The organism is Novosphingobium sp. 11B (assembly GCF_054589055.1).
This window is the reverse complement of record NZ_BAAILP010000244.1, coordinates 1,431-23,167: the sequence shown is the minus strand read 5'-3', so window position 1 is coordinate 23,167 and position 21,737 is coordinate 1,431. Positions and strand designations below refer to the sequence as shown.

Annotated in this window: 19 protein-coding genes; 6 read left to right on the top strand and 13 right to left on the bottom strand. The window is 67.1% G+C overall.

The features are described from left to right. Window positions 1-147: 147 nt before the first annotated feature. The 5 genes from ACYPYD_RS21865 to ACYPYD_RS21845 form a co-directional block, all read right to left on the bottom strand. Window positions 148-2,661 (bottom strand): TonB-dependent receptor, encoded by a 2,514-nt coding sequence (locus ACYPYD_RS21865; RefSeq protein ID WP_036528979.1) that lies wholly within the window; start codon window positions 2,659-2,661, stop codon window positions 148-150. A 308-nt stretch (window positions 2,662-2,969) separates the two neighbouring features. Next, window positions 2,970-3,944, bottom strand: a complete 975-nt coding sequence (locus ACYPYD_RS21860) for an alpha/beta fold hydrolase (protein WP_036528982.1) — start codon at window positions 3,942-3,944, stop codon at window positions 2,970-2,972. Further along, the gene (locus ACYPYD_RS21855; protein WP_231958327.1) at window positions 3,941-5,167 is read right to left on the bottom strand and encodes an LLM class flavin-dependent oxidoreductase; all 1,227 of its coding nucleotides are present in this window, start codon (window positions 5,165-5,167) and stop codon (window positions 3,941-3,943) included. The genes ACYPYD_RS21860 and ACYPYD_RS21855 overlap by 4 nt, the downstream gene beginning before the upstream one ends. Continuing rightward, window positions 5,167-6,009: an LLM class flavin-dependent oxidoreductase gene (locus ACYPYD_RS21850; RefSeq protein ID WP_036528985.1), complete on the bottom strand. Its 843-nt coding sequence runs from the start codon at window positions 6,007-6,009 to the stop codon at window positions 5,167-5,169. The genes ACYPYD_RS21855 and ACYPYD_RS21850 overlap by 1 nt, the downstream gene beginning before the upstream one ends. After that, window positions 6,006-7,307 (bottom strand): M24 family metallopeptidase, encoded by a 1,302-nt coding sequence (locus ACYPYD_RS21845; RefSeq protein ID WP_036528986.1) that lies wholly within the window; start codon window positions 7,305-7,307, stop codon window positions 6,006-6,008. Before ACYPYD_RS21845 ends, ACYPYD_RS21850 begins: the two co-directional genes overlap by 4 nt. A gap of 118 nt (window positions 7,308-7,425) precedes the next feature. Here ACYPYD_RS21845 and ACYPYD_RS21840 point away from each other — a divergent pair, with 118 nt between their 5' ends. Genes ACYPYD_RS21840 through ACYPYD_RS21815 form a run of 6 tightly spaced genes read left to right on the top strand, consistent with a single transcriptional unit; the run spans window position 7,426 to window position 13,853 of the window. Next, window positions 7,426-8,295 (top strand): alpha/beta fold hydrolase, encoded by an 870-nt coding sequence (locus ACYPYD_RS21840; RefSeq protein WP_036528988.1) that lies wholly within the window; start codon window positions 7,426-7,428, stop codon window positions 8,293-8,295. Next, entirely contained in the window at window positions 8,292-9,692 is a 1,401-nt protein-coding gene (locus tag ACYPYD_RS21835) for an MFS transporter (RefSeq protein ID WP_036528990.1), read from the top strand. Before ACYPYD_RS21840 ends, ACYPYD_RS21835 begins: the two co-directional genes overlap by 4 nt. Then, window positions 9,689-10,504 (top strand): alpha/beta fold hydrolase, encoded by an 816-nt coding sequence (locus ACYPYD_RS21830; protein WP_036528992.1) that lies wholly within the window; start codon window positions 9,689-9,691, stop codon window positions 10,502-10,504. Before ACYPYD_RS21835 ends, ACYPYD_RS21830 begins: the two co-directional genes overlap by 4 nt. Further along, on the top strand, window positions 10,491-11,501 hold the full coding sequence (locus ACYPYD_RS21825; RefSeq protein WP_236727449.1) for a phosphotransferase enzyme family protein: 1,011 nt from the start codon (window positions 10,491-10,493) through the stop codon (window positions 11,499-11,501). Before ACYPYD_RS21830 ends, ACYPYD_RS21825 begins: the two co-directional genes overlap by 14 nt. A 2-nt stretch (window positions 11,502-11,503) precedes the next feature. Next, on the top strand, window positions 11,504-12,889 hold the full coding sequence (locus ACYPYD_RS21820) for an MFS transporter (RefSeq protein ID WP_036528994.1): 1,386 nt from the start codon (window positions 11,504-11,506) through the stop codon (window positions 12,887-12,889). Between the two features lie 10 nt (window positions 12,890-12,899). Further along, window positions 12,900-13,853 (top strand): alpha/beta fold hydrolase, encoded by a 954-nt coding sequence (locus tag ACYPYD_RS21815; protein ID WP_036529044.1) that lies wholly within the window; start codon window positions 12,900-12,902, stop codon window positions 13,851-13,853. A gap of 37 nt (window positions 13,854-13,890) precedes the next feature. On the opposite strand, the gene ACYPYD_RS21810 is transcribed toward ACYPYD_RS21815, so the two are convergent. The 8 genes from ACYPYD_RS21810 to leuC form a co-directional block, all read right to left on the bottom strand. Then, window positions 13,891-15,075: a class I SAM-dependent methyltransferase gene (locus tag ACYPYD_RS21810; RefSeq protein ID WP_036528995.1), complete on the bottom strand. Its 1,185-nt coding sequence runs from the start codon at window positions 15,073-15,075 to the stop codon at window positions 13,891-13,893. Window positions 15,076-15,091: 16 nt separating this feature from the next. Next, a complete protein-coding gene (locus tag ACYPYD_RS21805) occupies window positions 15,092-15,448 on the bottom strand; it encodes a hypothetical protein (RefSeq protein WP_036528996.1) in 357 nt (118 codons plus the stop codon). A gap of 2 nt (window positions 15,449-15,450) precedes the next feature. After that, entirely contained in the window at window positions 15,451-16,041 is a 591-nt protein-coding gene (locus tag ACYPYD_RS21800; protein ID WP_036528998.1) for an ureidoglycolate lyase, read from the bottom strand. Between the two features lie 204 nt (window positions 16,042-16,245). Beyond that, entirely contained in the window at window positions 16,246-17,454 is a 1,209-nt protein-coding gene (locus tag ACYPYD_RS21795) for an alpha/beta hydrolase-fold protein (protein WP_036528999.1), read from the bottom strand. A gap of 185 nt (window positions 17,455-17,639) precedes the next feature. Beyond that, window positions 17,640-18,764 carry a zinc-binding dehydrogenase gene (locus ACYPYD_RS21790; RefSeq protein ID WP_459665481.1) on the bottom strand — a complete coding sequence of 375 codons (1,125 nt, stop codon included), beginning with the start codon at window positions 18,762-18,764 and terminating at the stop codon, window positions 17,640-17,642. Then, complete coding sequence (locus ACYPYD_RS21785) at window positions 18,764-19,618, bottom strand: isocitrate lyase/PEP mutase family protein (RefSeq protein WP_036529001.1); 855 nt, start codon at window positions 19,616-19,618, stop codon at window positions 18,764-18,766. Before ACYPYD_RS21785 ends, ACYPYD_RS21790 begins: the two co-directional genes overlap by 1 nt. After that, a complete protein-coding gene (locus ACYPYD_RS21780) occupies window positions 19,615-20,208 on the bottom strand; it encodes a 3-isopropylmalate dehydratase small subunit (RefSeq protein WP_459665479.1) in 594 nt (197 codons plus the stop codon). Before ACYPYD_RS21780 ends, ACYPYD_RS21785 begins: the two co-directional genes overlap by 4 nt. Then, window positions 20,208-21,593, bottom strand: a complete 1,386-nt coding sequence (leuC, locus tag ACYPYD_RS21775) for a 3-isopropylmalate dehydratase large subunit (RefSeq protein ID WP_036529046.1) — start codon at window positions 21,591-21,593, stop codon at window positions 20,208-20,210. The genes ACYPYD_RS21780 and leuC overlap by 1 nt, the downstream gene beginning before the upstream one ends. Between the last annotated feature and the right edge of the window lie 144 nt (window positions 21,594-21,737).

Here is a 21,737-nt window from a genome sequence, read left to right as displayed (position 1 = left end):
CGCGAAGCGGTGGTGGAGGGGGAGAGGCCGGGCAATTCCCCCTCCGTCACCGACTGCGTCGGCGCCCCCTCCCCGAGACAAGCTCGGGGAGGAATAAAAAAGGCCGGGGTTTCCCCCGGCCTTTCCTTGTCTCGCAGCAGCGCCGGATCAGAACTTGATCTTCGCCTGCACGCCTGCGGTGCGCAGATCGCCAAGCCCCAGCATCAGCGCCGAGGTCCGCGCCGCATAAACGAAGCCCGGCGACAGCGTGTAATTGTCCGAGATCGTCAGCGGCGTCTTGTTGTTGAAGATGTTGTTCACGAACGCCTCGAGCGAGAGGTTGCCCCGCGTGATGCCCGCGCGTGCGTTGAACAGGTGCAGGTCCGGCGTGCGTGCCAGGTTCGCCTCGTTCGACCATACGCCCGACTTGAAGTTCCAGTCGCCGCGCACGAACCAACTGCCCTTGTCCCAGCCCGAAATCTCGGTGCCGACCTGGACGCCGACGTTGGCCGAGTACTTCGAGGTGTTCTTCATCTCCTTGCCGGAATAGTCGTAGATCCCGGTCAGGGCGCTGACCGTGGAACTGGCGAAGGCCTTGATGTCCGAGTCGTTGATCGCACCGGCGGCGTCGATGGTCAGGAACTCGGTCGGGCGCCAGGACGCTTCACCCTCGATACCGCGCAGGTTTACCGAACCCGCGTTCATCGATGCGGTGACGAAGCTGTAGCCGGTGGGCTGCGTGGCGTCGGGCGCGACGATGATGGTCGAGTTGATCTGGTTGCGCCACTGGGCGTAGTAGGCCGCGAAGGTGTAGCGCAGGGTCGATCCGATGCGACCCTTCAGACCGATCTCGTAGTTGGTGATCTTCTCGGGCTTGATCGCCAGTTCACCGCCGGCATCGAAGGCCGCCTGCTGCACGGATCCGACCTGCGACAGGATGTTGGTGTTGAACTGCGCCGGGTTCACGCCCTTGGCCCACGACACATAGACCATGGTGTCGGGCGTGATCTGCCAGTTGACGATCGCGCGCGGGGTGAAGTTCTTGTACTTCGCGCTCGCGAGCACGGTGCCGCCGGTGTAGAAGCCAGCCGGGATGAACGCGCTCGATGCGACGCTCACGCCGGAGGGGCGGGCGAATGCCTGCAACTGGTCGATCTGGTAGCGGCCTTCGAAGCTGGCCGAGATCGTGTCGGTCACGTCGTAGGTCAGGCCGAAGAACAGGCCAGTGGTCTTGTTCCGGCTGAGGCCGCCGGGCGAGAGGCTGGACGCGGTCAGCGCGCCGGTGCCGCCACCCAGGCCCTGGAGCTGGTCGGCGCTGAGGTAGCTGATGCCCGCTACGCCGTGGAACCGGCCGGAGACGTAGGACAGGCGACCTTCGAGCGAGAAGTCGTCGATCTTGCGTTCGATCAGGTACGGATAGTTGAAGTACCCTTCGCCGAAGATCTCGGTGGCGTCGATCCTGCCGTTGCCGTTGTAGTCGTAGCCGCTGGGCAGGGCGCTGCCGTCGTAGCTGTCGAGGTCGATGAAGGTCGTCCAGACCTCACGGTTGTACCCTGCGAGCGCCGAGATGGTCAGTTTGTCGGTGGCTTCCCAGTCGAACGTCGCATGAGCGTGCTTGGTACGGCGCAGCAGGCCGTAGCCCTGCACGCCTTCCGAGGGATCGACGATGCGATTGGTGCCGATGTTGAGGAACTGGCGCACGAAGTCCGTGTTGGTGACGTTCGCGGTGACCGGGTTCGCCATCGTCGGGATGGTGCCGCAGAAGTAGGGGTTCTGCACCGCAGCGCCGGCGGGCAGGCCGGTGACCGGGTTGAGCACGCCGCGGGTATCGCCGGTGAGGATGCAGTTCGCCTGACCCTGGACGACAGTGCTGCCGTTCGGCGCCTTGACGTCGTAGGAATAGAGGCGGGTCTGAGCGGAAGGACCGTCCTTGTCCTCGCTCAGCATGCCGAACAGCTTGATGGTGACGTTCGAGGCCGGGGTGATGGCAAGCAGCAGCGAAGCGCTCTTGGTCTGCTGGTCGCCCAGCGTCACGCCGTCTTGGTTCTTCCACGAACCGTCCCGGGAATACTGCTCGCCGTTGATGCGGAACGAGAGGAGATCGGGGATGATCGGACCTTCGATCGATCCGCGCAGGCGCCAGTTGTTGCGCGTGCCGAGCATGCCGAGCACTTCGCCGCCCCAGTCGTTGCCGGGCATCTTGGTCACGACGTTGATCGCGCCCGCGAACGTGTTGCGGCCGAAGTAGGCGCTTTGCGGGCCCTTGATGATCTCGACGCGCTCCGGGTTGCTGATCGCGCTGACCTGCGAGGGCGAGGACACCGCGACGCCGTCGATGAACATCGAGGTCGTGGTGGCGAGCGTGGTCGACGGCGTCATGCCGCGCATGACGACCTGCTGGAACGAGCGGTCGGCGTGGCCTGACGAGCTGTTGTTGATGTTGATGCCCGGGGTCGAGGCGGCCATGTCGGTGACCGAGACGATGCCCTTGGCGTCGAGCGTTTCGGAGGTGATCGCGGTAACGGTGACCGGAACCTTGAGGATGTCTTCCCCGGTCTTGCGTGCGGTGACGATGATGTCGCCGCCGGTGTCCTGCGCCATCGCGGGAGCCGCGGTCAGGCTTGCTGCAATAGCAATGCCTGACAAGGTGGAGGCGAACTGGAGTTTATATTTGCCGGTCATTTCGTCCCTCAATGTTAAAGGCGCACTTGCGGCGCCAATTGTTGTCACGTTCCCTGCGTATCTGCGAATTTCACTGCCATTGGTTTTTGTAATGATACTATGCACGTTCTGCACTGACGTGCAGAACCGGAAGCGAGTAAGCCATTGGCCGTCCTGTCGGCCCGATCGTGATAAAATTTCAATTTACGATTTTCGGTGAATCAAGAAATTTTTATCGCCGTAAGAATTCCCTTAACTCGCGCTCTATTGAAGAGGCTCGTGCCCTTTGTTCGCCTGTCGGATGCAACGGCGTCCGACAGGCGCATTCATCACCGCACAGCGACTTTCGTGAGCCAGGCTTCGAGGTCGCGGGCGAACTTCTGCGGCTTCTCCCACATCGGGAAATGGCCGAGGTCGGGGTATTCGATCAGCGTCACCGGCGCGTTGGTGAAGCGCTTGACCGAGGCACCGGCGCTTTGCGAGATCACGTCATCGTAGCTGCACCATTGCAGCAGCACGGGCACGTGGACGGTTTCGGCCACGGCGCCGACGTCCGATGTCTTGAACGCCTTGACGTTCGCCTGGATGTATTGCGCCTGCCGGTCGAGCGCGCCGGGCAGGTTGTTCATCTCGGTGATCTGGTCGACCATGCGGTCGGTCGGCTGGAAGCCGGGCGGGGTGGTATCTTCCAGCATCGCGCGCCAGAACCAGTGCGGGCGCCAGTTCGGCAGCACCGCCTTGAATACCGGCAGGCTCCAGCTCAGGCGCCAGTTGACCTTGCGGGTCTGGCTGGGGCGCTCCAGCGGCAGCATCGAGAACGCCATCGCCGTCACGTGGCCGGGATAGGCGCGGTTGTATTCCAGCCCGACGTTGGAGCCGTTCGACGTCGCGACGAGCGCGAACTTGTCGTAGCCGAGTTTCGTCAGCAGGCCGTTCATCAGCTGTGCCGAGCGCGGCGTCGAATAGACCCCGGAAGGATCGGGCGCGGTCAGGCCGTAAGGCGACCAGTCGAAGCGCACGACGCGGTACTTGTCCTTGAGGATCGCGGCGACGTCGTCCCACTCGTGCAGGTTGACGATCGAGCCGTGGAGCAGGACGATCACCGGGGCGCCGACCGGGCCTTCCTCGCGCACGTGCAGGCGCACGCCGTCGATGGTGACGAAGCGCGAGGGGCCGTCGGCCCAGCGCTTTTCCAGCTGCGCACGGTCGGACTCGCCCGCTCCGGCGCGCAAGGCCAGAACGGTGCCGCCGCCGACGAGGACGACTGCGCCCAGCGTGGCGAGTGCGATGCGGCCGATCTTCATGCCGTCACCGCTTCGCGCGCGGGCAGGCCCAGCGTCTCGCGCAGGGTGGCGCCCGGATAGTCGGTACGCAGGCGGCCGCGCGCCTGCAGGATCGGCACGACCTGACCGACGAAGTCTTCAAGGCCCCCCGGCATGTAGCTGGGCTGCAGGGTGAAGCCGTCGCAGGCGCCCGCGTCGCGCCACTCGATCATCATGTCGGCCATCTGCTCGGGCGTGCCGATGAAGACGTTGTGGCCGCGCGGGTGGCGCATGAAGTTGGCGGCGAACTCGCCCAGCGGCGTGCCCTTCTCGGCGCCCGGCACGATCGAGCGGGCGACGTCGCCCTGCGGCAGCAGGGTCTTCGCGAGAATCTCGTCGACCGGGATCTGGCCGAGCGGATCGAAGCCGGTCAGGTCGCAGCACAGCGATTCCGACAGATACTCGATCGCCAGCGCATCGTCGGCAAGGTCGAGGATCGCGGTATGCTCGGCGCGGGCCTCTTCCTCGGTGCCGCCGAGCACGCAGGAGAGGCCGGGCATGATGCGCACGCCGTCAGGGCTCCGGCCGACGCCCGCCACGCGGCTGCGCAGGTCGGTGCGGAAATCGACACCCGCCTGGATCGTGGCGGCGGGGCAGAAGATCGCTTCGGCCGTGCGCGCGGCGAAGTCGCGGCCGTCGGGCGACTGGCCTGCCTGCACCAGCACCGGGCGGCCCTGCGGCAGCTGCGGCCCTTCGCGGTCCATCTCGGCCCATAGTTCGCAGGCGCGGGCGACGACTTCGACGGCGTTGCGATAGCGCGCGTCCTTGGGCGGCAGTTCGGTCTCGCCGAAGTTGGGCGCGGTGTCGGGGTGCGCGGTGGTGACGATGTTCCAGCCCGAACGGCCGCCGGTGATGCGCTCCATCGTGCCGAAGCGCTCGGCCAGCATCTCGGGCGTGTTGTACGTGGTGGAGACGGTGGCGACGAGGCCGATATGCTTGGTCACCGCCGCCATCGCCGTCAGCAGCGTGACGGGATCGAGCGTCGGCATCGCCAGACGCTCGGGCGCGCGGCCGCCAGCCCCGCGCGACTGCAGCTGGTCGCCGAAGACGATCGCGTCGAAGCGGCCCTGTTCGGCCAACTGCGCGACGCGGGTGTAGTAGTCCATGTGGAACACGCCCTCGGGGCGCGCGCGCTCATGCTTCCAGCCGGTCGGGAAGAAGCCGATGCCCTGCAGGAAGGCCCAAAGATGAATCTGGTTTTGCATCATGCGATCTCCGGGATCACGGCGCCGCCGGGCTGGTTGGAGGCGGTGGAAGGGATGGGCAGGCCAAGCCGTGCGCGCAGGTCGCCAGCCGGGCGAGGCGCGAGCAGGGAGGCGAGACGCGCGCCGATCTGCGGCAGCTGCGTCAGGGCATCGCTCAAGGTGAAGTGCGCGCCGTCGATCTCGCGCGCCTCGAAGCGTTCGGCCAGCATGGCGGCGTCGGCATCGGCGCCGACCTTGATCAGCCGCTTGGTCGCCTGCGGGGCGGCGGTGCCGTCGGACACGAGTGCGATGTCGGCATCGTCGATGGCGATCGGATCGTCGCCGTCCACCACCAGCAGCGGATGGCCGAGCGGCGGGCGCATCGCGTTGACGGGACCTGCGACCTTGAAGAACGCGCCCTTGTAGTTCGATGCCTTGACCTTCGATGCGTCGAGGTAGCGGCCGCTTGTCTTGTCGAGGATCAGCGTGTCGCTGCCCCAGCCGTCCCACAACGCGCGGGCGGCGCCGACCATGTCTTCGGCCATGCCCTCGGGCGCGCCTTCGGGGACGACCGACCAGCCGGTGCGCCCGGCGGCGAGAAAGTCCACTGCCGACAGCGCGCGGGCGACGTGGAAGGGGTGCGCCTTCGATGCGGGCACGGTGGCGACCACGCCCAGCGTCGAGGTCATCGGTGCGGCCCAGGCGACGAGCACTTGCGCGTCGAACGGACGCTCGCCCGAACGGCCGAGCATGAGGAGGTCGAACCCGGCCGCTTCGGCGGCCTGCAGCACGGCGCGGGCATGGCCGGGCACGGCGAAGGCCGGTTCGGCCACGGAGGCGGAAAGGATGAAAGGTCTGGTCATACGATGATCACCGGGTCGTGGAGAGGATGGATGGGTTCGCAGCCGGTCTCGGTAATGCGGACGAGGTCTTCGCAGTGCGCCGAGCCGCCGATGCCGGTGTCCAGCGTCGGGCAGTCGACCGAGAGGATCATGCCCGGCTCGAGGACGATGTCGGGCTTGCGCCAGAAACCGCCGTGGACTTCGCCGGGCTCGTCGGTGTGGGCAAGGCCGACGCTGTGCGGGCCGAAGCCGATCGCGGCCTCGTACCCGGCAGCGCGGATCGCGGCCTCGCCGATCGCGGCGATCTCGGAATAGCGCAGGCCCGGGCGCAACTGTTCGCGCACCGCCTGCCAGCCGAAGGCGGCAGCCTCGGCGGCGCGGCGCGCCTCGCGCGTGGGCTCGCCGACGAACACGGTGCGCGCGAAGTCGCCATGGTAGCCGAGGAACTGGCTCACCCCGTCGAGCATCAGCGTCTGCCCGTCCTCGACCTGAAGGCGCGAGAGGTCGGAGGAGACGCGGTCGACGTTGAGGAACAGCGCGGTGTTGCCCCGCGCCGCGCACTCCATGCGATAGAGCGCCTGAAGCTCAACGTGCGTGGCGCCAGCGCGGATCGCATGGCCGACCGCATTGAGGGCATCGACGTTGGATCGCGCCGCGCGCGCCATCAGCGCATGTTCCAGCGGCGACTTCACGAGGCGGATCTCGCGCAGGATGTTGTCGGCCTGGACCATCGCGCCGGGGTGGTCGTGACGCTCGGCGACTTCGGCGATGACGGTGTGGTCGAAGCCGACCCGGCCCTGCCAGAGTCCCAGGCCCTTCATGGCCGCGACGATCGCGCCGCCCGCGTCGCTGCGTGCGGTCATGGCGCCGCTGAGGGTCGTGCTGACGGCCGCCCGGTGCCGTTCGGTGCCGCTGAGTGCCGCTGAGTGCCGTTCCGGAAGGACAGGAGAGAAGGGCACTTCGAGCGCGGTCTCGTCGCCCTCGTCGCCCATGTGCGTATAGAGCCAGACCGCCACGTCGCTGCGGCTGCGGCCGTCCGCCCAGCTGTAGTGATGCAGGAAGCGACTGGTCACGAGGCCCGGAATCTCCAGCCTTTCGCGCGCGATCAGGGCGAAAGTCCCCGGCGGCTGCCCGGCGCGGGTGCGCCCGATCTGCGGCCAGTGGCCCAGCGCGTGGAACACGTTGATCGGATCGCCCAGCACCAGCCCGGCCAGATCGTGCCGCTCCATGACGGCGAGAGCGCGGGCGAGGTTCATCGGCCCTTCGCGCTCGAGCGCCGCGAGTAACGCGCCATCGTCGGGGAGGAGTGTCGTGTCCATGCTGCAATATGAACACGACCGGGCGCGGTTCGCGCTCAGTGCTAAAGTTTTATTCGCTAGCCGATAAACTTTCTCTTCATGTCGTGGCTTGGCGAGCGACTGCGATAGCCTGCCTCTCATGAACCCGACTGACAAGAACCCATTTGCGCAGATCGAGCGCACTTTCGTGCGGCTCGACGAGGGCCAGCTTCACTTGCGGCGCCTTCCGGCCGCAGAGCCGGGGCACACGCCGCTGCTGCTGTTCCACGCCTCGCCTGCCTCTTCTTGGTTCCTGCAGGACTTCATGCTCGCCCTGCGCGCAGCAGGCCGTCTGGGCGAGATCGTCGCGCCCGACACGCTGGGCAACGGCGATTCGCCGCCGCCCGCTCCGGCCGAGCCCGACATTGCCTACTTCGCCGATTCGATGGACCGGCTTTGCACGGTGCTCGGCTTCGATGCGGTGGATGCCTATGGCACCCACACCGGCGCGCGTATCGCCTGCGAGCTGGCGGCGGGCCATGAAGGCCGCGTACGCCGCCTCGTCCTCGACGGCATCACCGAGTATGAGGACGAACTGCGGGACGCCGTCGTCGCCAATTACGCGCCCGTGGTGGAGCCCGACGAGTACGGCCGCCATCTGATCTGGGCCTTCAACTTCTGCCGCGACCAGGCGTTGTTCTTCCCGCACTTCATGAAGGATGCCGAGCACCGCCTCGCCGTGCCGATGCCGCCGCCGCAGATCCTGCATCGGATCACGCTCGACGTGCTCAAGGCGCTGGATACCTACCCCAAGCCCTATATCGCCGCGTTCCGCTACCGCGCGTTCGAGCGCATGGCGCGGATCGCCGCGCCGACGCTGCTGCTCAAGCCGGAAACCGAACTGGCCCTGCTCAACGCCTCGGTGAAGACCGCGCTCGGCCTGCTGGCCGATGGGCACGAGGCATCCACTGGCGGCTCGGCGCAGGCCAAGGCGGACGTGATCGCGCAATTCCTCGCAGCCGGAGCATGAAGATGGACGCTACCACCGCAGCGGGTGCGCACAAGCGCCTCGACATCGGCATCTGCCTCGGTTTCGGGGTGGGCACGGTCGGTGTGTCGATCATGCTCAATACCGTGACCACCTATTTCCCGGCGCTGATGTCCACCGTGCTCGGGCAGTCGCCGGAGATCGCGGGCTACCTGCTGATGGTCTCCAAGCTGGCCGACGCGGTGATCGACGTCGTGATCGGCAGCCTGTCCGACCGGGCCCGCACCCGCTGGGGCCGCCGCAAGCCGTTCCTTGCCGCAGGGGCGCTGCTTTCGGCGGTGTCGTTCGTGATGCTGTTCGCGCCGCCGGTCATGGGGCAGGGCGCGCTGATGGTCTGGATGATCGCCGCGCTGGTGATCTATTCGACTGCCTATTCGCTGTTCAACGTGCCGTACATGGCGCTGCCCGCCGAGCTGACCGACGGCTTCCACGAACGCACCCGCCTGATCGGTTTCCGCACCGTGTTCGTCTCCATCGGCCAGCTGCTGGCGATGGCGGGCACTGCGTGGCTGATCCAGAGCGGCGGCGCGGGCCGCGCGGGCTTCGCGACGATGGGCCTCGTCATGGCGCTCATCATCGGCGGCGCCATGACTGCGACGGCGCTTTCGGTGCCGGTCCAGCACGGTACGCAGCCCGCGACGGGCAAGCACTTGCCGGGCTTCGCGCAAATGCGCGCCATCGCCCGCAACCGGCCGTTCATGATGCTGCTGGGCGCGAAAGTCTTCCAGTTCCTTTCGTTCGCCTCGGTCGCATCGACGATGCTGCTCTACATGCTCAACGTCGTGGGCGTGGGCTATACCGGCCAGATCATCATGGCCGTGACGCAGAACGTCGTCACCGCGCTCGCCATGCCGCTGTGGGTGTGGAGCGGCAAGACCATCGGCAAGCGCCGCACGTACCTTTGCGGCGTGGTGATCTTCTGCCTGACCACGCTAAGCTGGCTGCTGGCCGACAACACCATCACCACCGTCGGCATCATGGTGCGTGCGGTGGGCGGCGGCCTCGGTTCGGGCGCGATCATCCTCATGTCGATCTCGATGCTGGGCGACACGCAGGCCTATGACCGCGTGCTGACCGGCGAGGCGCGCGAGGGCCTGCTCTCCAGCGCCATCGCCGTGGTCGAGAAGGTCAGCTTCGCGCTCGGCGTTGCGGTGCTCGGCGTGTTTCTCCATGCGCTCGGTTACGTGCCGACGACGGGCGGCGCGATCGTCAAGCAGCCCGAGAGCGCGATGCTGGCGCTGAAGGTCGGCTTCGCGGTGATCCCCTCGATCATGTTCACGATCAACGGGCTGTTCCTGTGGGCCTACGACCTCGACGAAGACAAGTTCGCCGCCGCGCGCCTGCGCAGCGAAGAGGGCTTCGGGAACACCGCCCTGTGATCAGAAGAGCCTATACGACCTGCCGCTACGGCCAGATGCATTACCGCATCGCCGGAACGGCAGGGGAGCGCGCGCCCGTCGTGCTGCTCCACCAGAACCCGTCATCGTCCTTCGAGTACGAGCCGCTGATCGCCGCGCTCGCCGCTGACCGTCTGGTCGTGGCCTTCGATACGCCGGGCTACGGCATGTCGGATTCGCCGTCCGCGCCCCCGGGCATGGCGGGCTATGCGGCCGGCTTCTCCGATGCCCTCGATGCGCTGACGGAGGAAGGCGTGCTGGCGGGCAAGGTCGATCTTTACGGCTTCCACACCGGCTCGCTGCTGGCCTGCGAGCTTGCAATCGCCCGGCCCGACCGGGTGCGCGCGATGGGCCTTACCGGCATCCCGATGTATGACGCCGAGGCCCTCGCCAAACGCCTTGCCGATGCCGAGAATTACCCCCCGCTCGACGAGGAGGGCACCGTGGTGCGCGACCTGACGGCGGGCCTCTGGGCCTATGTCGTGGGTAAGCGCGACGCCCGCGTCCCGCTCGAAAAGGCGGCGCTGAACTTCGCCGACAAGGCGCGTGCGATGGACCGCTTCACCTGGGCCTATCGGGGCGTGTGGTCGTGGGACTTCGCCCGTCTCGAACAGGTCTCCCAGCCCGCGCTGCTGCTGCAGCCCGCCGAAGACCTCATGCACCTTTCACTCAAGGCGGCCGCGCGGCTGCCTTCCTGCCGAGTGGTCGAGCTTACCGACCTCGACCGCGACATTTTCGATATTGCACCGGAGCGACTAGCTGATGAATTGCGAGACTTCCTTGACCACCTCTGACCTTCCGCTTGCCGAAGTATCGCACTCGGTCCTCCACCCGGACTTCATCGTTCGCGAAGTGGCACGCCGCTACGCGCTGAAGGGCGACCTCACCTGCTTCCTGCTCTATCGCGGCATGAATGACGTCTACCTCGTGCAGGACGCCGAGGCGAAGTACGCCCTGCGCGTGTGGCGCAAGACCTACCGCGATGTCGACGACGTGTCCTATGAACTGGATTTCCTCGACTACCTGCGCCGCGCGGGCTTCCCCGCCTCGGTCGGTGTGCCGCAGCATGACGGCAAGCTCTACTTCAAGGTTCTGTCGCCCGAGGGCGAGCGTGCGCTCGCGCTCTACGACTGGGCGCCGGGCGTGAAGTTCGGCGATCGGCTGTCCGAGGAAACCGCCTTCCGCATCGGCGCGGCGATGGCCGAAATGCACCTTCATGGCGACGCATGGGCCAAGGAGCAGGCAGGCAAGGACCACACGTTCTCGACCGAGACGGCCAAGGACTACAACATCTGCATGCCCGCGTTGATAGACTTCGTCTACGATCGCCCGGACGACCTGCGCGATTACCCGATCATCGCCGCCAATCTCGACAAGCGGCTGGACGAATACGCCGCTTCGGGCAAGGTTCCGCTCGGTGTGTGCCACCGCGACTTCCACCCGAGCAATGTCCACGTGGCGGAAGACGGCCAGATCACGCTTCTGGATTTCGACGCGGCGGGTGAGGATTTCCTCATGCAGGACGTGCAGAACTTCGTGTGGGGCAACCTCTTCTACGGCTTCGATCCCAAGATCGGCGAGGCTTTCGAGGCGGGCTACGAATCTGTGCGCCCCTTCACGCCCGAAGAGAGGGATGCGATTGAAGTGTTCCTGATGGCCAAGTGTCTGCGCCTTGTCGCAGGGATGGCGCATAGCTCGACGGCGGTGGGACGCGGCACGCTGCGCTTCCGCAATCTCGACTGGCTGGGCGACTACATCAAGACGCGCGCCCGCGCCGCCGGACTGCTCTGACGATGGCCGGCCCGATCGCTCTCGATATGCCTGAGGTCTCCGCGACCGACGCCGTGCGGCCGAACACGCGCGGTGCCTGGACCATGGTGATCATGCTGTTCCTTGCGGGTATCCTGTCGGTGATCGACCGGGCCGCGCTGAACATCCTGGTCGACCCGGTACGCGGCACGCTGGGCATCAGCGACGAGCAGATCGGGCTGCTGCAGGGCCTCGCCTTCGGGCTGTTCTATGCCTTCATGGGCATTCCCATGGGCCTTGCTGCCGACCGCATTTCGCGGCGCAACCTGATCGTCGCAGGCATCGGCCTGTGGAGCCTCGCGACGATCGGGAGCGGCCTGGCGCAGTCGTTCGGCTCGCTCTTCGCGGCGCGCCTGCTGGTCGGACTGGGCGAGGCGGCGCTCGGTCCCGCCGCGATCTCGCTGATCGCGGACCTCTTCGCGCCCGCACGGCGCGGGCGGCCGATCTCGGTCTATATGATGGGGCAGGGGCTGGCGAACGGCATCGCCATCTCGCTGACCAGCCTTATCCTCGCGGCGGCGGGAGCGGGGGCATTCCTTGGCTTCCCGGTGCTGGGCGGGCTGGCGGCGTGGCGTACGGTGTTCGTGATCTTCGGCGCCTGCGGGCTCGTCATTGCGCTCGCCATGCTGCTGCTGACGCGCGAGCCGCCCCGGCAGGGCGATGCCCCCAAGGGCGCGGCGCAAGTACCCGGCGCGGCCGAGGCGGCTTACCTGTGGCGCAACCGCGCTGTGCTGCTGCCACTCTACTTCGGTTTCGCGACCTGCTTCACGGTCGCTTACGGCGGCGCGTCGTGGGCGCCTTCGATGCTGCTGCGCGCCTATGGCGCCACGCCTGCCTATCTCGGTGCGTGGCTTGGTCCGCTGTCGATTCTGTTTTCGGCGATCGGGCCGTTGGTCGGCGGTACGCTGCTGGATCGCTCGATGCGTTCGGGCGACACGCTGGCGCGGTTCCGCATCCTGTCGGTCGCGCCGCTTTTCGCGCTGCCCTTCACGCTTTCGGTGCTGGCGCACGAGCTGCATTTCGCGACCGTGCTGGTCGCCTCGGCCAATGCGGTGTTCTCGGTCGTCGGCACGGTGATGTTCGCGACGCTGCAGTCGGTGGTGCCGCCGCGCATGCGGGGCAGCTCCATCGCGCTGACGCTGGTGCTCAACACCATCCTCGGGGCGAGCCTTGGCCCGCTCATGGTCGCCAGCGTGACCGAGCGCGTGTTCGGCGATCCGGCAAGCGTCGGCTGGTCGATCGCGCTGGTCTGCGTGCCGTTCCTGCTGCTGGGCACCGGGCTCTACGCCGTGGCCCTTCGCGCCATCCGCAAGGCACGGCTGCGCGGCGACAGTGAATGTGCGCGCCTGCTCGCAGGGGAAGCCCTTTAAGGAGATGACGATGCGCTGGGTATTCGGAGCCGCCATGCTGGCGATTACCTCCATGGCCGGCGCTCAGCCGCCCGAGGTGCCCTCCGACGCGCAGCTTCGCGAACGCTACGCCCTCCCGGCTTCGCACTTCGACACCATTGCCGGGGAGCCGTTGCACTACGTCGACGAAGGGCGCGGTCCGGCGATCCTGCTGCTGCATGGCTCCTATGCGAACTTGCGGCAGTGGGACGGCTGGGCGGCGAAGCTGAAGCGCCATTACCGGGTAATCCGCTTCGACCAGTCGCCGCTCGGCCTGTCCGGTCCGAACCCGCGCAACGATTATGAACTGAGCCAGCGCATTGCCGTGATCGACGCGCTGATGGACAAGCTCGGCGTCCGCCGCTTCGTCATCGTCGGCACCTCCAGTGCGGGTGTGCAAACCGCTGCCTACGCCGTCGCGCGGCCCGAGCGGGTCTCGGGCGTGATCCTCTCGAACATAGCCGCCGGGCCGCTCAAGATCGACTACGCGGCGATGCCGCAGGCGCTCAAGGATGCGGTGGCGCAGGATGCGAAGCATCCCGGCTGGCACGAGCCTGAATTCTGGCGCCAGATCATGCTGGCGAACATGCTGGACGCGAAGGCGGTCACGCCCGGACTGGTGGATCAGTGGACCGACCTCAACAACCGCGCGATGCGCGATCCGGCGACCACGGCGGGCGCGATGAAGGCGGCGACGGGCTCGCTGGCGTTCGCGCGCACCCCGGATGACTTGCGCGCGATCACCGTGCCGAGCCTGTTGCTGTGGTCCTCTGACGACCATGAAGTGCCGCTGGAGAAGGACGGGCGGCAGGCGCTCGACCTGCTCGGGGCGAAGGACAAGCGCCTCGAGGTGGTGGCGCAGTGCGGGCACATGATGCCGATGGACTGCCCCGCGCGCTCGGTGGACACGGCGATGCCGTTCCTGAAGCGCGTGGCGGGGAAATGACGTCGTCCCGGATCGAGTCCGGGACGACGCTAAGGCCTCACTTCATCGCCGAACAGGCGTACCAGCTGCCGATCATCGCCTGGCCCTGCGGGTGGCCTTCGGTGAAGAAGTCCTCGCGATCGGGCTTCAGGTAAGACGTGCCCTTGCGGTAGCCCACCAGCACCGTGTCACCCGCAAAACCGGCATCGACGGCGACCTTGTGCCAGTCGATCCGCGCCAGCGAGGTCATGAACGGTTCGTTGTTGTAGTGGCTCTCGAAGTCGCAGCGCATCTGGTCCCAGAGCGACAGGTGCTCGTGGCGCGGCGGTACGTCCACGTGGCACATCACGCCGCCGTCCCGCAGCAGGCGATGGCATTCCTTGAAGATCTGCCGCATTCCCTTGGCCGAAGTCTCGTGCATCACGGCAGACGAGCAGACGAGATCGAAGCTGCCGTCCGCGAAGTCGGTATGCTCGGCGTCCTGCTGGCTGAAGTGGATCGGCACGCCCATCGATTCCGCGCGGGCATGGCCATAGCGCAGCATCGGCGCGCCGACGTCGAGCGCGAAGATCTCCGCGTCCGGGAAAGCCTGCGCGATGGCGACGGTCGAATGGCCCACCGAGCAGCCGAGGTCGAGGATGCGCTTCGGCTTGAAGTCCGGGTAGAAGTCCTGAACGTGGCTGGCGAGGCTGTGCCCGCGCCCGTCGTTCTTCCATCCACCGTTGAGGTTGCGCAGGTAGGTCGAGGCGAAGCGGTCGTAGAGCGCCCCGGCGCGAAAATCGTCCTGCGCGGTATCGACCACGTAGCTGCCCGGCATCCGGTGATGGTCGAAGGCGGCGATGTAACGCGGGATCTCAAGCTCCGGGTTCAGCCGCAGCGAGCCCTTGGGCTCGGCCACCTGCGCCTTCACCTTGCCTGCGAGTTCGTCGTACTGGCGGTCGATCGCGCCGTCCAGCGCCTGCCAGATGCGGTCCTGGTAGGTGAGCGAGAGCGTCAGCCAGTACTGGTGCAGCGGATGCGCTTCCAGCGCCTGACGGACCTGCGCGCTGGAGGTGGGCTTCGTGCCGGTCTTCTTCTCGATCCCGGGGACGATCACTTCGTCCAGCAGGCGGCGGTCGAGCGGGTCCATGTTGCGGTTGGTCCACGCCCGCATCGCGAGGAAATGGTCCTCCATCGCCTGCTCGTCATGAGTGGCCTGCGGCATGACCGCGTGGCCGAAGTGTTCCTGGCGGTACTGTTCCATGGGTGATCCTCCTGCCTCAGTCGCGGGTCACGGCGTCGAGGACGCCTTCGTAGTCGTTCTGCTGTGCGAGTGCCTCGGGCATCAGCTTGTCGCGGGCGGAGCCGAGCACGCGGTCGTAGATCGCCTGGCGATAGGCGCTGCGCTCCGTCTTCGTCTGCGCGTCGGGTGCGAACATGTCGATGTCCGCCGGACCGTGCAAGCCCGCCGCCGCGAGCAGGCGTTCGTTCGCGTCGAGGCGGTCCTTGAGGACCACGACTTCGCCCAGCAGCGCCAGCACCATGCCGGCGAGGGCGTCGGTCGTCTCGCTTTCGAAGATGACCGGCTGGCTGCCCTTGGAGTGCGCCTTGCGGTCGAGGTTGATGCGGTCCGCCACTGTCAGTTCACTCCCAGATCGAAACGGAAGACGTGGCCGGTGCGCGCCACGATGTCCTTCTTGTCGAGGTCCGGCCCGTGGGCTTCCTCGGTCTGCGCGTCCTTGGCCTTGAGGTCGTAGCCGGTCTGGCTGGAGAGGATCACGACGAGGTCAGTGCCGTCCTCCACCGCGAAGGGAAATTCGTGCCAGGTGCCGATGTGCATGGCGAAGCCGGCGCTGCCGTCGAAGCGGAAAGCGCGGACTTTCGACAAGTCGGGCAGGTCGTCCTCGCCGGGAGGGGCCATGACTGCGACGAAGGGCTTGCCGCCCAATGGCAGGAATGCCTGCGTGTGCTGGAAATGGCGCTCCATGTAGCGCACTTCGCCCTGGCGGCGGTCCATCTGCGCGAGGGTGATCTCCACCGGATGCTCGCATAGAAAGCGCGCCGGGTAGCTCATCTTCACCGCGCCCTTGTAGAAGTCGACCGAGACCGGCGTGACCGGCGCCTCGCGGCCGACGATCGCGCCGAACGGCGCCAGCGCCTCGGCGCTAGCCGGTTCGACTTCGAGCTGGATTACCGTCAATTCGCCGGTGGCCCGGCTGTCCTGTGTCATCCCTGTCTTCCCTCTGCCTTTCTGGCGAGGCGAGAATGATCGAGAATCGGAAATCTATTAGGGTGCAACAGTAAATTGATCGCCAGATGGAGAGGGCGGTGCTGCGACCCTTCGACAGGCTCAGGGTGAGCGGGGGTGGTGCAGGGACCAGTAGTCACGGCCCTCTCCACCCCGCTCAGGCTGAGCTTGTCGAAGCCCCTCGGCCTAGCGGAACAGCCTCGGCGCGAAGTCCGCGAGGTAGCGGCGCCAGTTGGGCCATTCATGCCCGCCGCCGGTCTCGTTGTAATGATACGCGATGTGGTAGCGATCGAACAGCGCGCGGGTCGGCGCGACGGTGCCGTAGAGGAAGTCGTCCTTGCCCATCGCGAAGTAGAGCAGCCTGAGATCGCGCGCCGATTGCTTGAGCGCGGCATCATAAGTCTTCGCGTATTCGTCCACGCGGCCCTTGTCGGGACCAACGCCCAGACCCATCGAGAACACGCCGATCCAGCGGAACAGGTCGGGATGCGTCAACCCGTTGCGCAGCGTGTGCGATCCGCCCATCGACAGTCCCGCCATCGCCCGCGTTGCCGGGCGCGCGTCGGTGCGGTAGTTGGCGTCGACGTAAGGGATCAGGTCCTTGATCAGTTCGTTGCCGAAGTCCGGGTTGTCGAGCGTCATGACGCCTTCGCGCAGCGGTGTATGGCCGTCCGGCATGACGACGATCATCGGCACGGCCTTGCCGCTGGCGATCAAGTTGTCGAGGATCAGGTTGGCGTGGCCGACGCTGGTCCAGCTGTCGTCGCTGTCACCCGCGCCGTGGACCAGATAGAGCACCGGGTACTTGCGCGCGTCCTTCGTGTAGCCGGGCGGCGTGTAGACATGGGCGCGGCGCTTGATGCCGAGCGAATTGGACCAATACTCGACGGTCGAGACGGTGCCGTGGGCGACTTTGGCATCCCACGTCTGGAACGCGCCTTCGGGGCCGATGACCTCGAAGGTGGAATTGATGCCCTTCAGTTCCTCGGAGAAAGTCTTGCCGAGCGGATCGGGCGTCTTCACGCCATCGACGCGGAAGGCGAAGCGGGAGGTGTCGGCGGGGACGGGCTGGGGCGTGGTGACGGTCCACAGGCCGGTCTTGTCCTTCGCCATCGTCAGGCCCTGCGGCGTACCTGGCGGGAAGCCCATCGGGATGATCTTCGCGATGTCGGTGCTGGTGAGCAGCACCTCTTTCGCATCAGGCGCGCAGATGCGGAAGGTGACGCGCTGGTCGGGAAGCTGTTCGACCGACTTGAACGGGGCTGGGCCGGAATAGAACGGCGGTGTGACGCAAGTGGACGGATCAAGCTGTACCGGCTGCTGCGCGGTGGCTGGCGCAAGCGGCATGGCGGTGGCGGCGCTCAGCGCGGCCAGAAAAGCGAGCCTGAATGACATGCAGGAATCCCTGATAGATGCAGCCTATCGCTGCAAGCATCAGTCGATCCCAGCTGCCGGCTGCGGGCAAGGAGGCTGCAGTGCCTTGCCCGCCTGTTGGATTTCGACGTGCATGTTCACCTGCCCCACTTCCCCCGCTCGTCATTGCTTCGCTACGCTCGCAATGACGGAGGTGAGGCCATGCCTCAGAACCGGATGATCTGGCGGATCGCCTCGCCGCGATCCATCGCGTCGAGCATTTCGTTCAGGTCGTCCAGCTTGTGCGTGGAGCTGATGAGGCGGTCCACCGGCAGGCGGCCGGCTTTCCACATCGCCACGTAGCGCGGAATGTCGCGCGCCGAGATCGACGAGCCCATGTAGGAGCCGATCAGCGACTTGCCCTCGGCCACCAGCGAGACGGCCTGCAGGTCGAGCCGCTGCTCGGGGGAGGGCAGGCCCACGGTGACGACACGGCCGCCGCGACGCGCTGCGGTATAGGCCGAGGCCAGCACCTTGGCGTTGCCCACGGTCTCGATCACGACGTCGGCCTTCCCGCCCAGATGCTCGGCCATCACGGCCTCAAGCTGGTCCGGGGTGGTGCCGATCGCACCGAGATCATCGGCCAGCGCGATCTTGTTCGGTGCAAGGTCCACGCCGATGACCGTCGCCGCCCCGCTCGCCACGGCGCCCATCAGCGCCGCAAGGCCGACGCCGCCGAGGCCGAAGACCACCACTGTCTCGCCGGCGCGGATCGCGGCGCTGTTGATCGCCGCGCCCACGCCCGTCAGCACCGCGCAGCCGAACACGGCGGCGACTTCGGCGGGAATGTCACGGTCCACCTTCACGGTCGAGCGCTGATCGACCACCACATGCGTCGCGAAGCACGAGACTCCGAGGTGGTGGTGCACGTCGCTGCCGCAGTCGTGCAGACGGAAGCCGCCGCCGATCAGCTCGCCGCGCCCGTTCGCCGCCGCGCCCGTCTCGCACAAGTAGCCCTCGCCCGAGAGGCACGGGGTGCAGCGGCCGCACGAAGGCAGGAACACCAGCACCACGCGGTCGCCGACCTCGAGGCCGGTTACGCCGGGGCCGAGTGCCTCGACGATGCCGGTGCCTTCGTGGCCCAGTGCCATCGGCATCGGGCGCACGCGGTCGCCGTTCACCACCGATAGGTCGGAGTGGCACAGGCCCGCCGCGTCGATGGCGACGCGCACTTCGCCCTGTCCGGGGGCGTCGAGGTCCAGTTCCGCGAAGCGCAGCGGTGCGTTCTCGGCGTAAGGCTTGGCATTCCCGCCCGACTGGGCGAGCACCGCCGCGCGCGTCGTGGTGCCCATCAGCGCGCCCACTTCTTGTCGAACGCCCAGACCTCCTCGAAGCCGACGAGCGAGCAGAATTCCTTGAAATCGAACAGGCCGGGCTCGGTCGGCTCGCCGGTGCCGTGGTCACGCAGCTGGTTCAGCGCCAGCTCCATCGCGCGGGCCGACACGAGGCTGGTGAGCGCGGGGTAGATCGCGAAGGCGAAACCGAGTTCGGCCAGCACGTCGGTCGGGTAGGGCGGGGTCACGCCGCCGTTGGCGATGTTGACCATGACCGGCTTGCCGAAGGTCTCGCAGACCTTGCGCATCTCTTCCTCCGTGGTCACGGCCTCGGGGAAGAGGATGTCGGCGCCGGCCTTGTCGTAGGCTTCGAGGCGGCGCATCGTCTCGTCGAGGCCGAAGCTCTGGTAGGCGTCGGTGCGGGCGATGATCAGCATGTCCTCGCGCGCTTCGGCGGCGACCTTGATCTTGTCGACCATCTCTTCGGTGGTGACGACGCGCTTGCCCGGGGTGTGGCCGCACTTCTTGGGGAATTCCTGATCCTCGATCTGGATCGCGGCGATGCCCGCCTGCTCGTAGCCCTTCACGGTATGGTGGACGTTGAGAAGACCGCCGAAGCCGGTGTCGGCGTCCGCGATCAGGGCCGAGCCGATGGTGCGCTTGATCGTCGCCATGCGGTCCAGCATCTGGGTGTAGCTGACGATACCCGCATCCGGCAGGCCGTAGCCCGAGGCGGTCGTCCAGTAGCCGCTGCCGTAGACGACGTCGAAGCCCGCGCGCTCCGCCATCAGCGCGGCGATCATGTCGTGCACGCCGGGGACCGGGAAGAACTCGCCCTTGGCCAGCTTGGCCTTCAGGATGTTTGCGCTCATGCTTCAGTTTCCTCTGTCCAGAGCCACGGCGCGGCGGAGCGCTGGGCCTTTTCGAATGCGGTGATGTCCTGCCCGTGCAGGGCGAGGATACGGGTGGTGTTGTTCCAGCCGGCGAGCAGCATTTCGCGGTCGCTGTCGGGAACGGTGAAGGCGAATTCCTGCCCGGCGCAGGTCACGGTCTGCGCGGCGAGGTCGATGGCAAGGTCGTTGCCCGTTTTCGCCAGCGCCTGCAGCGTGGCGAGCGTCGCGGGCTCCATCATCCCTGCCACCATGCCGTTGTTGGCGCAGTTGCCGCGGAAGATCTCGCCGAAGCTGGGCGCGAACACGGCGGTCAGGCCCATGCCGTCGAGCGACCAGACGGCATGCTCGCGGCTCGATCCGCAGCCGAAGTTGGCGCCCGCCAGCAGGACCGGCGGCTTGCCCGCAGCCTCGTAGGCTTCGAGCAGGGCCGGCCGGTCATGAAAGGCGAAGCGGCCGAGGCCCTTGCGCTCGGTGTGCAGCAGGAAGCGCGCGGGGAAGATGATGTCGGTGTCGACGTCATCCTCCGCCAGCACGAAGGCGGGGGCGGTGAAGGGGGTGAAGCCGGGCATCAGGCGAACTCCTTCCGGACATCGACGATGTGGCCGGCAATCGCGGCGGCGGCGACCATCGCCGGGCTGGCGAGGTGCGTGCGCGCACCCGCGCCCTGACGGCCCTCGAAGTTGCGGTTGGAAGTGGAGATGGAGCGCTTGCCTTCGGGCACGAAGTCTCCGTTCATCGCCACGCAGAGCGAGCAGCCCGCGTGATGCCACGCAAATCCCGCCGCCTCGAACAGCTTGTCGAGCCCTTCGGCTTCGGCCTGGTGCTTGGTGACGGTGGAGCCGGGGACGACCATCGCGGTGACACCCTCGGCGACATGGCGGCCGCGGATCACGCCCGCGGCGGCGCGCAAGTCCTCGATGCGGCTGTTGGTGCAGCTGCCGATGAAGGCATAGTCGATGCCGATCCCGGCGATCGGCTTGCCCGCTTCAAGGCCCATGTAGTCCAGCGCGCGGGCAGGGCCGGCGGGCACGGTGCCGTCCACAGCCATGACCTGATCGGGCGAGGTGCCGAAGGTCACCTGCGGGGCGATGGCGGCGGCGTCGATCTCGACGGTGCGGTCGAACACGGCGTCGTCGTCGGAGCGCAGGGTGCGCCACCAGGCGACGGCCTGATCCCACATCGCGCCCTGCGGCGCGCGCGGGCGGCCCTTGAGCCAGGCGAAGGTGGTTTCGTCCGGCGCCACGAGGGCGACCCGCGACCCGGCCTCGATGCCCATGTTGCACAGCGTCATGCGCGCTTCCATCGACGCGGCGCGCACCGCCTCGCCGGTGAACTCGATCGCATGGCCGATGCCGCCGCCCGCGCCGATCGTGCCGATCAGGGCGAGGATCATGTCCTTGGTGGTGACATGCGGCTGCAGCTGCCCGGCGTAGTGGACGCGCAGGTTCCGGTTGCGCGCCTGCCAGAGCGTCTGCGTGGCCATCACCGTGCCGCACTCGCTGGCGCCGATGCCGAAGGCCAAGGCCCCGAAGGCGCCGTGTGTGGCGGTATGACTGTCGCCGCAGACTAGCGAGATGCCGGGCATCGTGAAGCCTTGCTCGGGCGAGATGACATGGACGATGCCCTGCCGCTCGCCTTCCAGCGCGAGGTATTCGATGCCGAACTCGGCGCAGTTCGCCTCCAGCAGCGCGACCTGCTTGCGCGCGAGTTCGCCCTTGATCGCGCCGCCGCGCTCCGAGGTCGGCACGGCATGGTCTGGCACCGCCAGCTGCGTCACCGGGCGGCGCACCGTAAGGGCATTGTCGCGCAGCAGCTCGAAGGACTGCGGGGTGCTCACCTCGTGCAGGAGGTGGCGGTCGATATAGATCAGGTCCTTGCCAGCCTCCCCGCGCACGACCGTGTGCGCGTCCCAGAGGCGGTCGTAGAGCGTTCTCGGAGCAGATTGGCTGGTCATCACGTCACGCATTGGAATGGGCAAGAGGCGCCGTCGAGCGATCGGCGCGGCATGTCCGTTCTACGGATAGTCGCGCCCGGTGATGCGCGCCAGCCCGGCTCGCTTTCTTGGAATCGTCATTGCGAAGCGAATCTGTCGCGGTCC

Coding starts and splice junctions, on each gene's coding strand:
- ACYPYD_RS21780 (WP_459665479.1), bottom strand. CDS start 20,208: ATGCCCGGCTTCACCCCCTTCACCGCCCCCGCCTTCGTGCTGGCGGAG.
- ACYPYD_RS21835 (WP_036528990.1), top strand. CDS start 8,292: ATGAAGATGGACGCTACCACCGCAGCGGGTGCGCACAAGCGCCTCGAC.
- leuC (WP_036529046.1), bottom strand. CDS start 21,593: ATGACCAGCCAATCTGCTCCGAGAACGCTCTACGACCGCCTCTGGGAC.
- ACYPYD_RS21850 (WP_036528985.1), bottom strand. CDS start 6,009: ATGACCAGACCTTTCATCCTTTCCGCCTCCGTGGCCGAACCGGCCTTC.
- ACYPYD_RS21815 (WP_036529044.1), top strand. CDS start 12,900: ATGCGCTGGGTATTCGGAGCCGCCATGCTGGCGATTACCTCCATGGCC.
- ACYPYD_RS21790 (WP_459665481.1), bottom strand. CDS start 18,764: ATGGGCACCACGACGCGCGCGGCGGTGCTCGCCCAGTCGGGCGGGAAT.
- ACYPYD_RS21840 (WP_036528988.1), top strand. CDS start 7,426: ATGAACCCGACTGACAAGAACCCATTTGCGCAGATCGAGCGCACTTTC.
- ACYPYD_RS21860 (WP_036528982.1), bottom strand. CDS start 3,944: ATGAAGATCGGCCGCATCGCACTCGCCACGCTGGGCGCAGTCGTCCTC.
- ACYPYD_RS21845 (WP_036528986.1), bottom strand. CDS start 7,307: ATGGACACGACACTCCTCCCCGACGATGGCGCGTTACTCGCGGCGCTC.
- ACYPYD_RS21810 (WP_036528995.1), bottom strand. CDS start 15,075: ATGGAACAGTACCGCCAGGAACACTTCGGCCACGCGGTCATGCCGCAG.
- ACYPYD_RS21800 (WP_036528998.1), bottom strand. CDS start 16,041: ATGACACAGGACAGCCGGGCCACCGGCGAATTGACGGTAATCCAGCTC.
- ACYPYD_RS21785 (WP_036529001.1), bottom strand. CDS start 19,618: ATGAGCGCAAACATCCTGAAGGCCAAGCTGGCCAAGGGCGAGTTCTTC.
- ACYPYD_RS21865 (WP_036528979.1), bottom strand. CDS start 2,661: ATGACCGGCAAATATAAACTCCAGTTCGCCTCCACCTTGTCAGGCATT.
- ACYPYD_RS21795 (WP_036528999.1), bottom strand. CDS start 17,454: ATGTCATTCAGGCTCGCTTTTCTGGCCGCGCTGAGCGCCGCCACCGCC.
- ACYPYD_RS21820 (WP_036528994.1), top strand. CDS start 11,504: ATGGCCGGCCCGATCGCTCTCGATATGCCTGAGGTCTCCGCGACCGAC.
- ACYPYD_RS21855 (WP_231958327.1), bottom strand. CDS start 5,167: ATGCAAAACCAGATTCATCTTTGGGCCTTCCTGCAGGGCATCGGCTTC.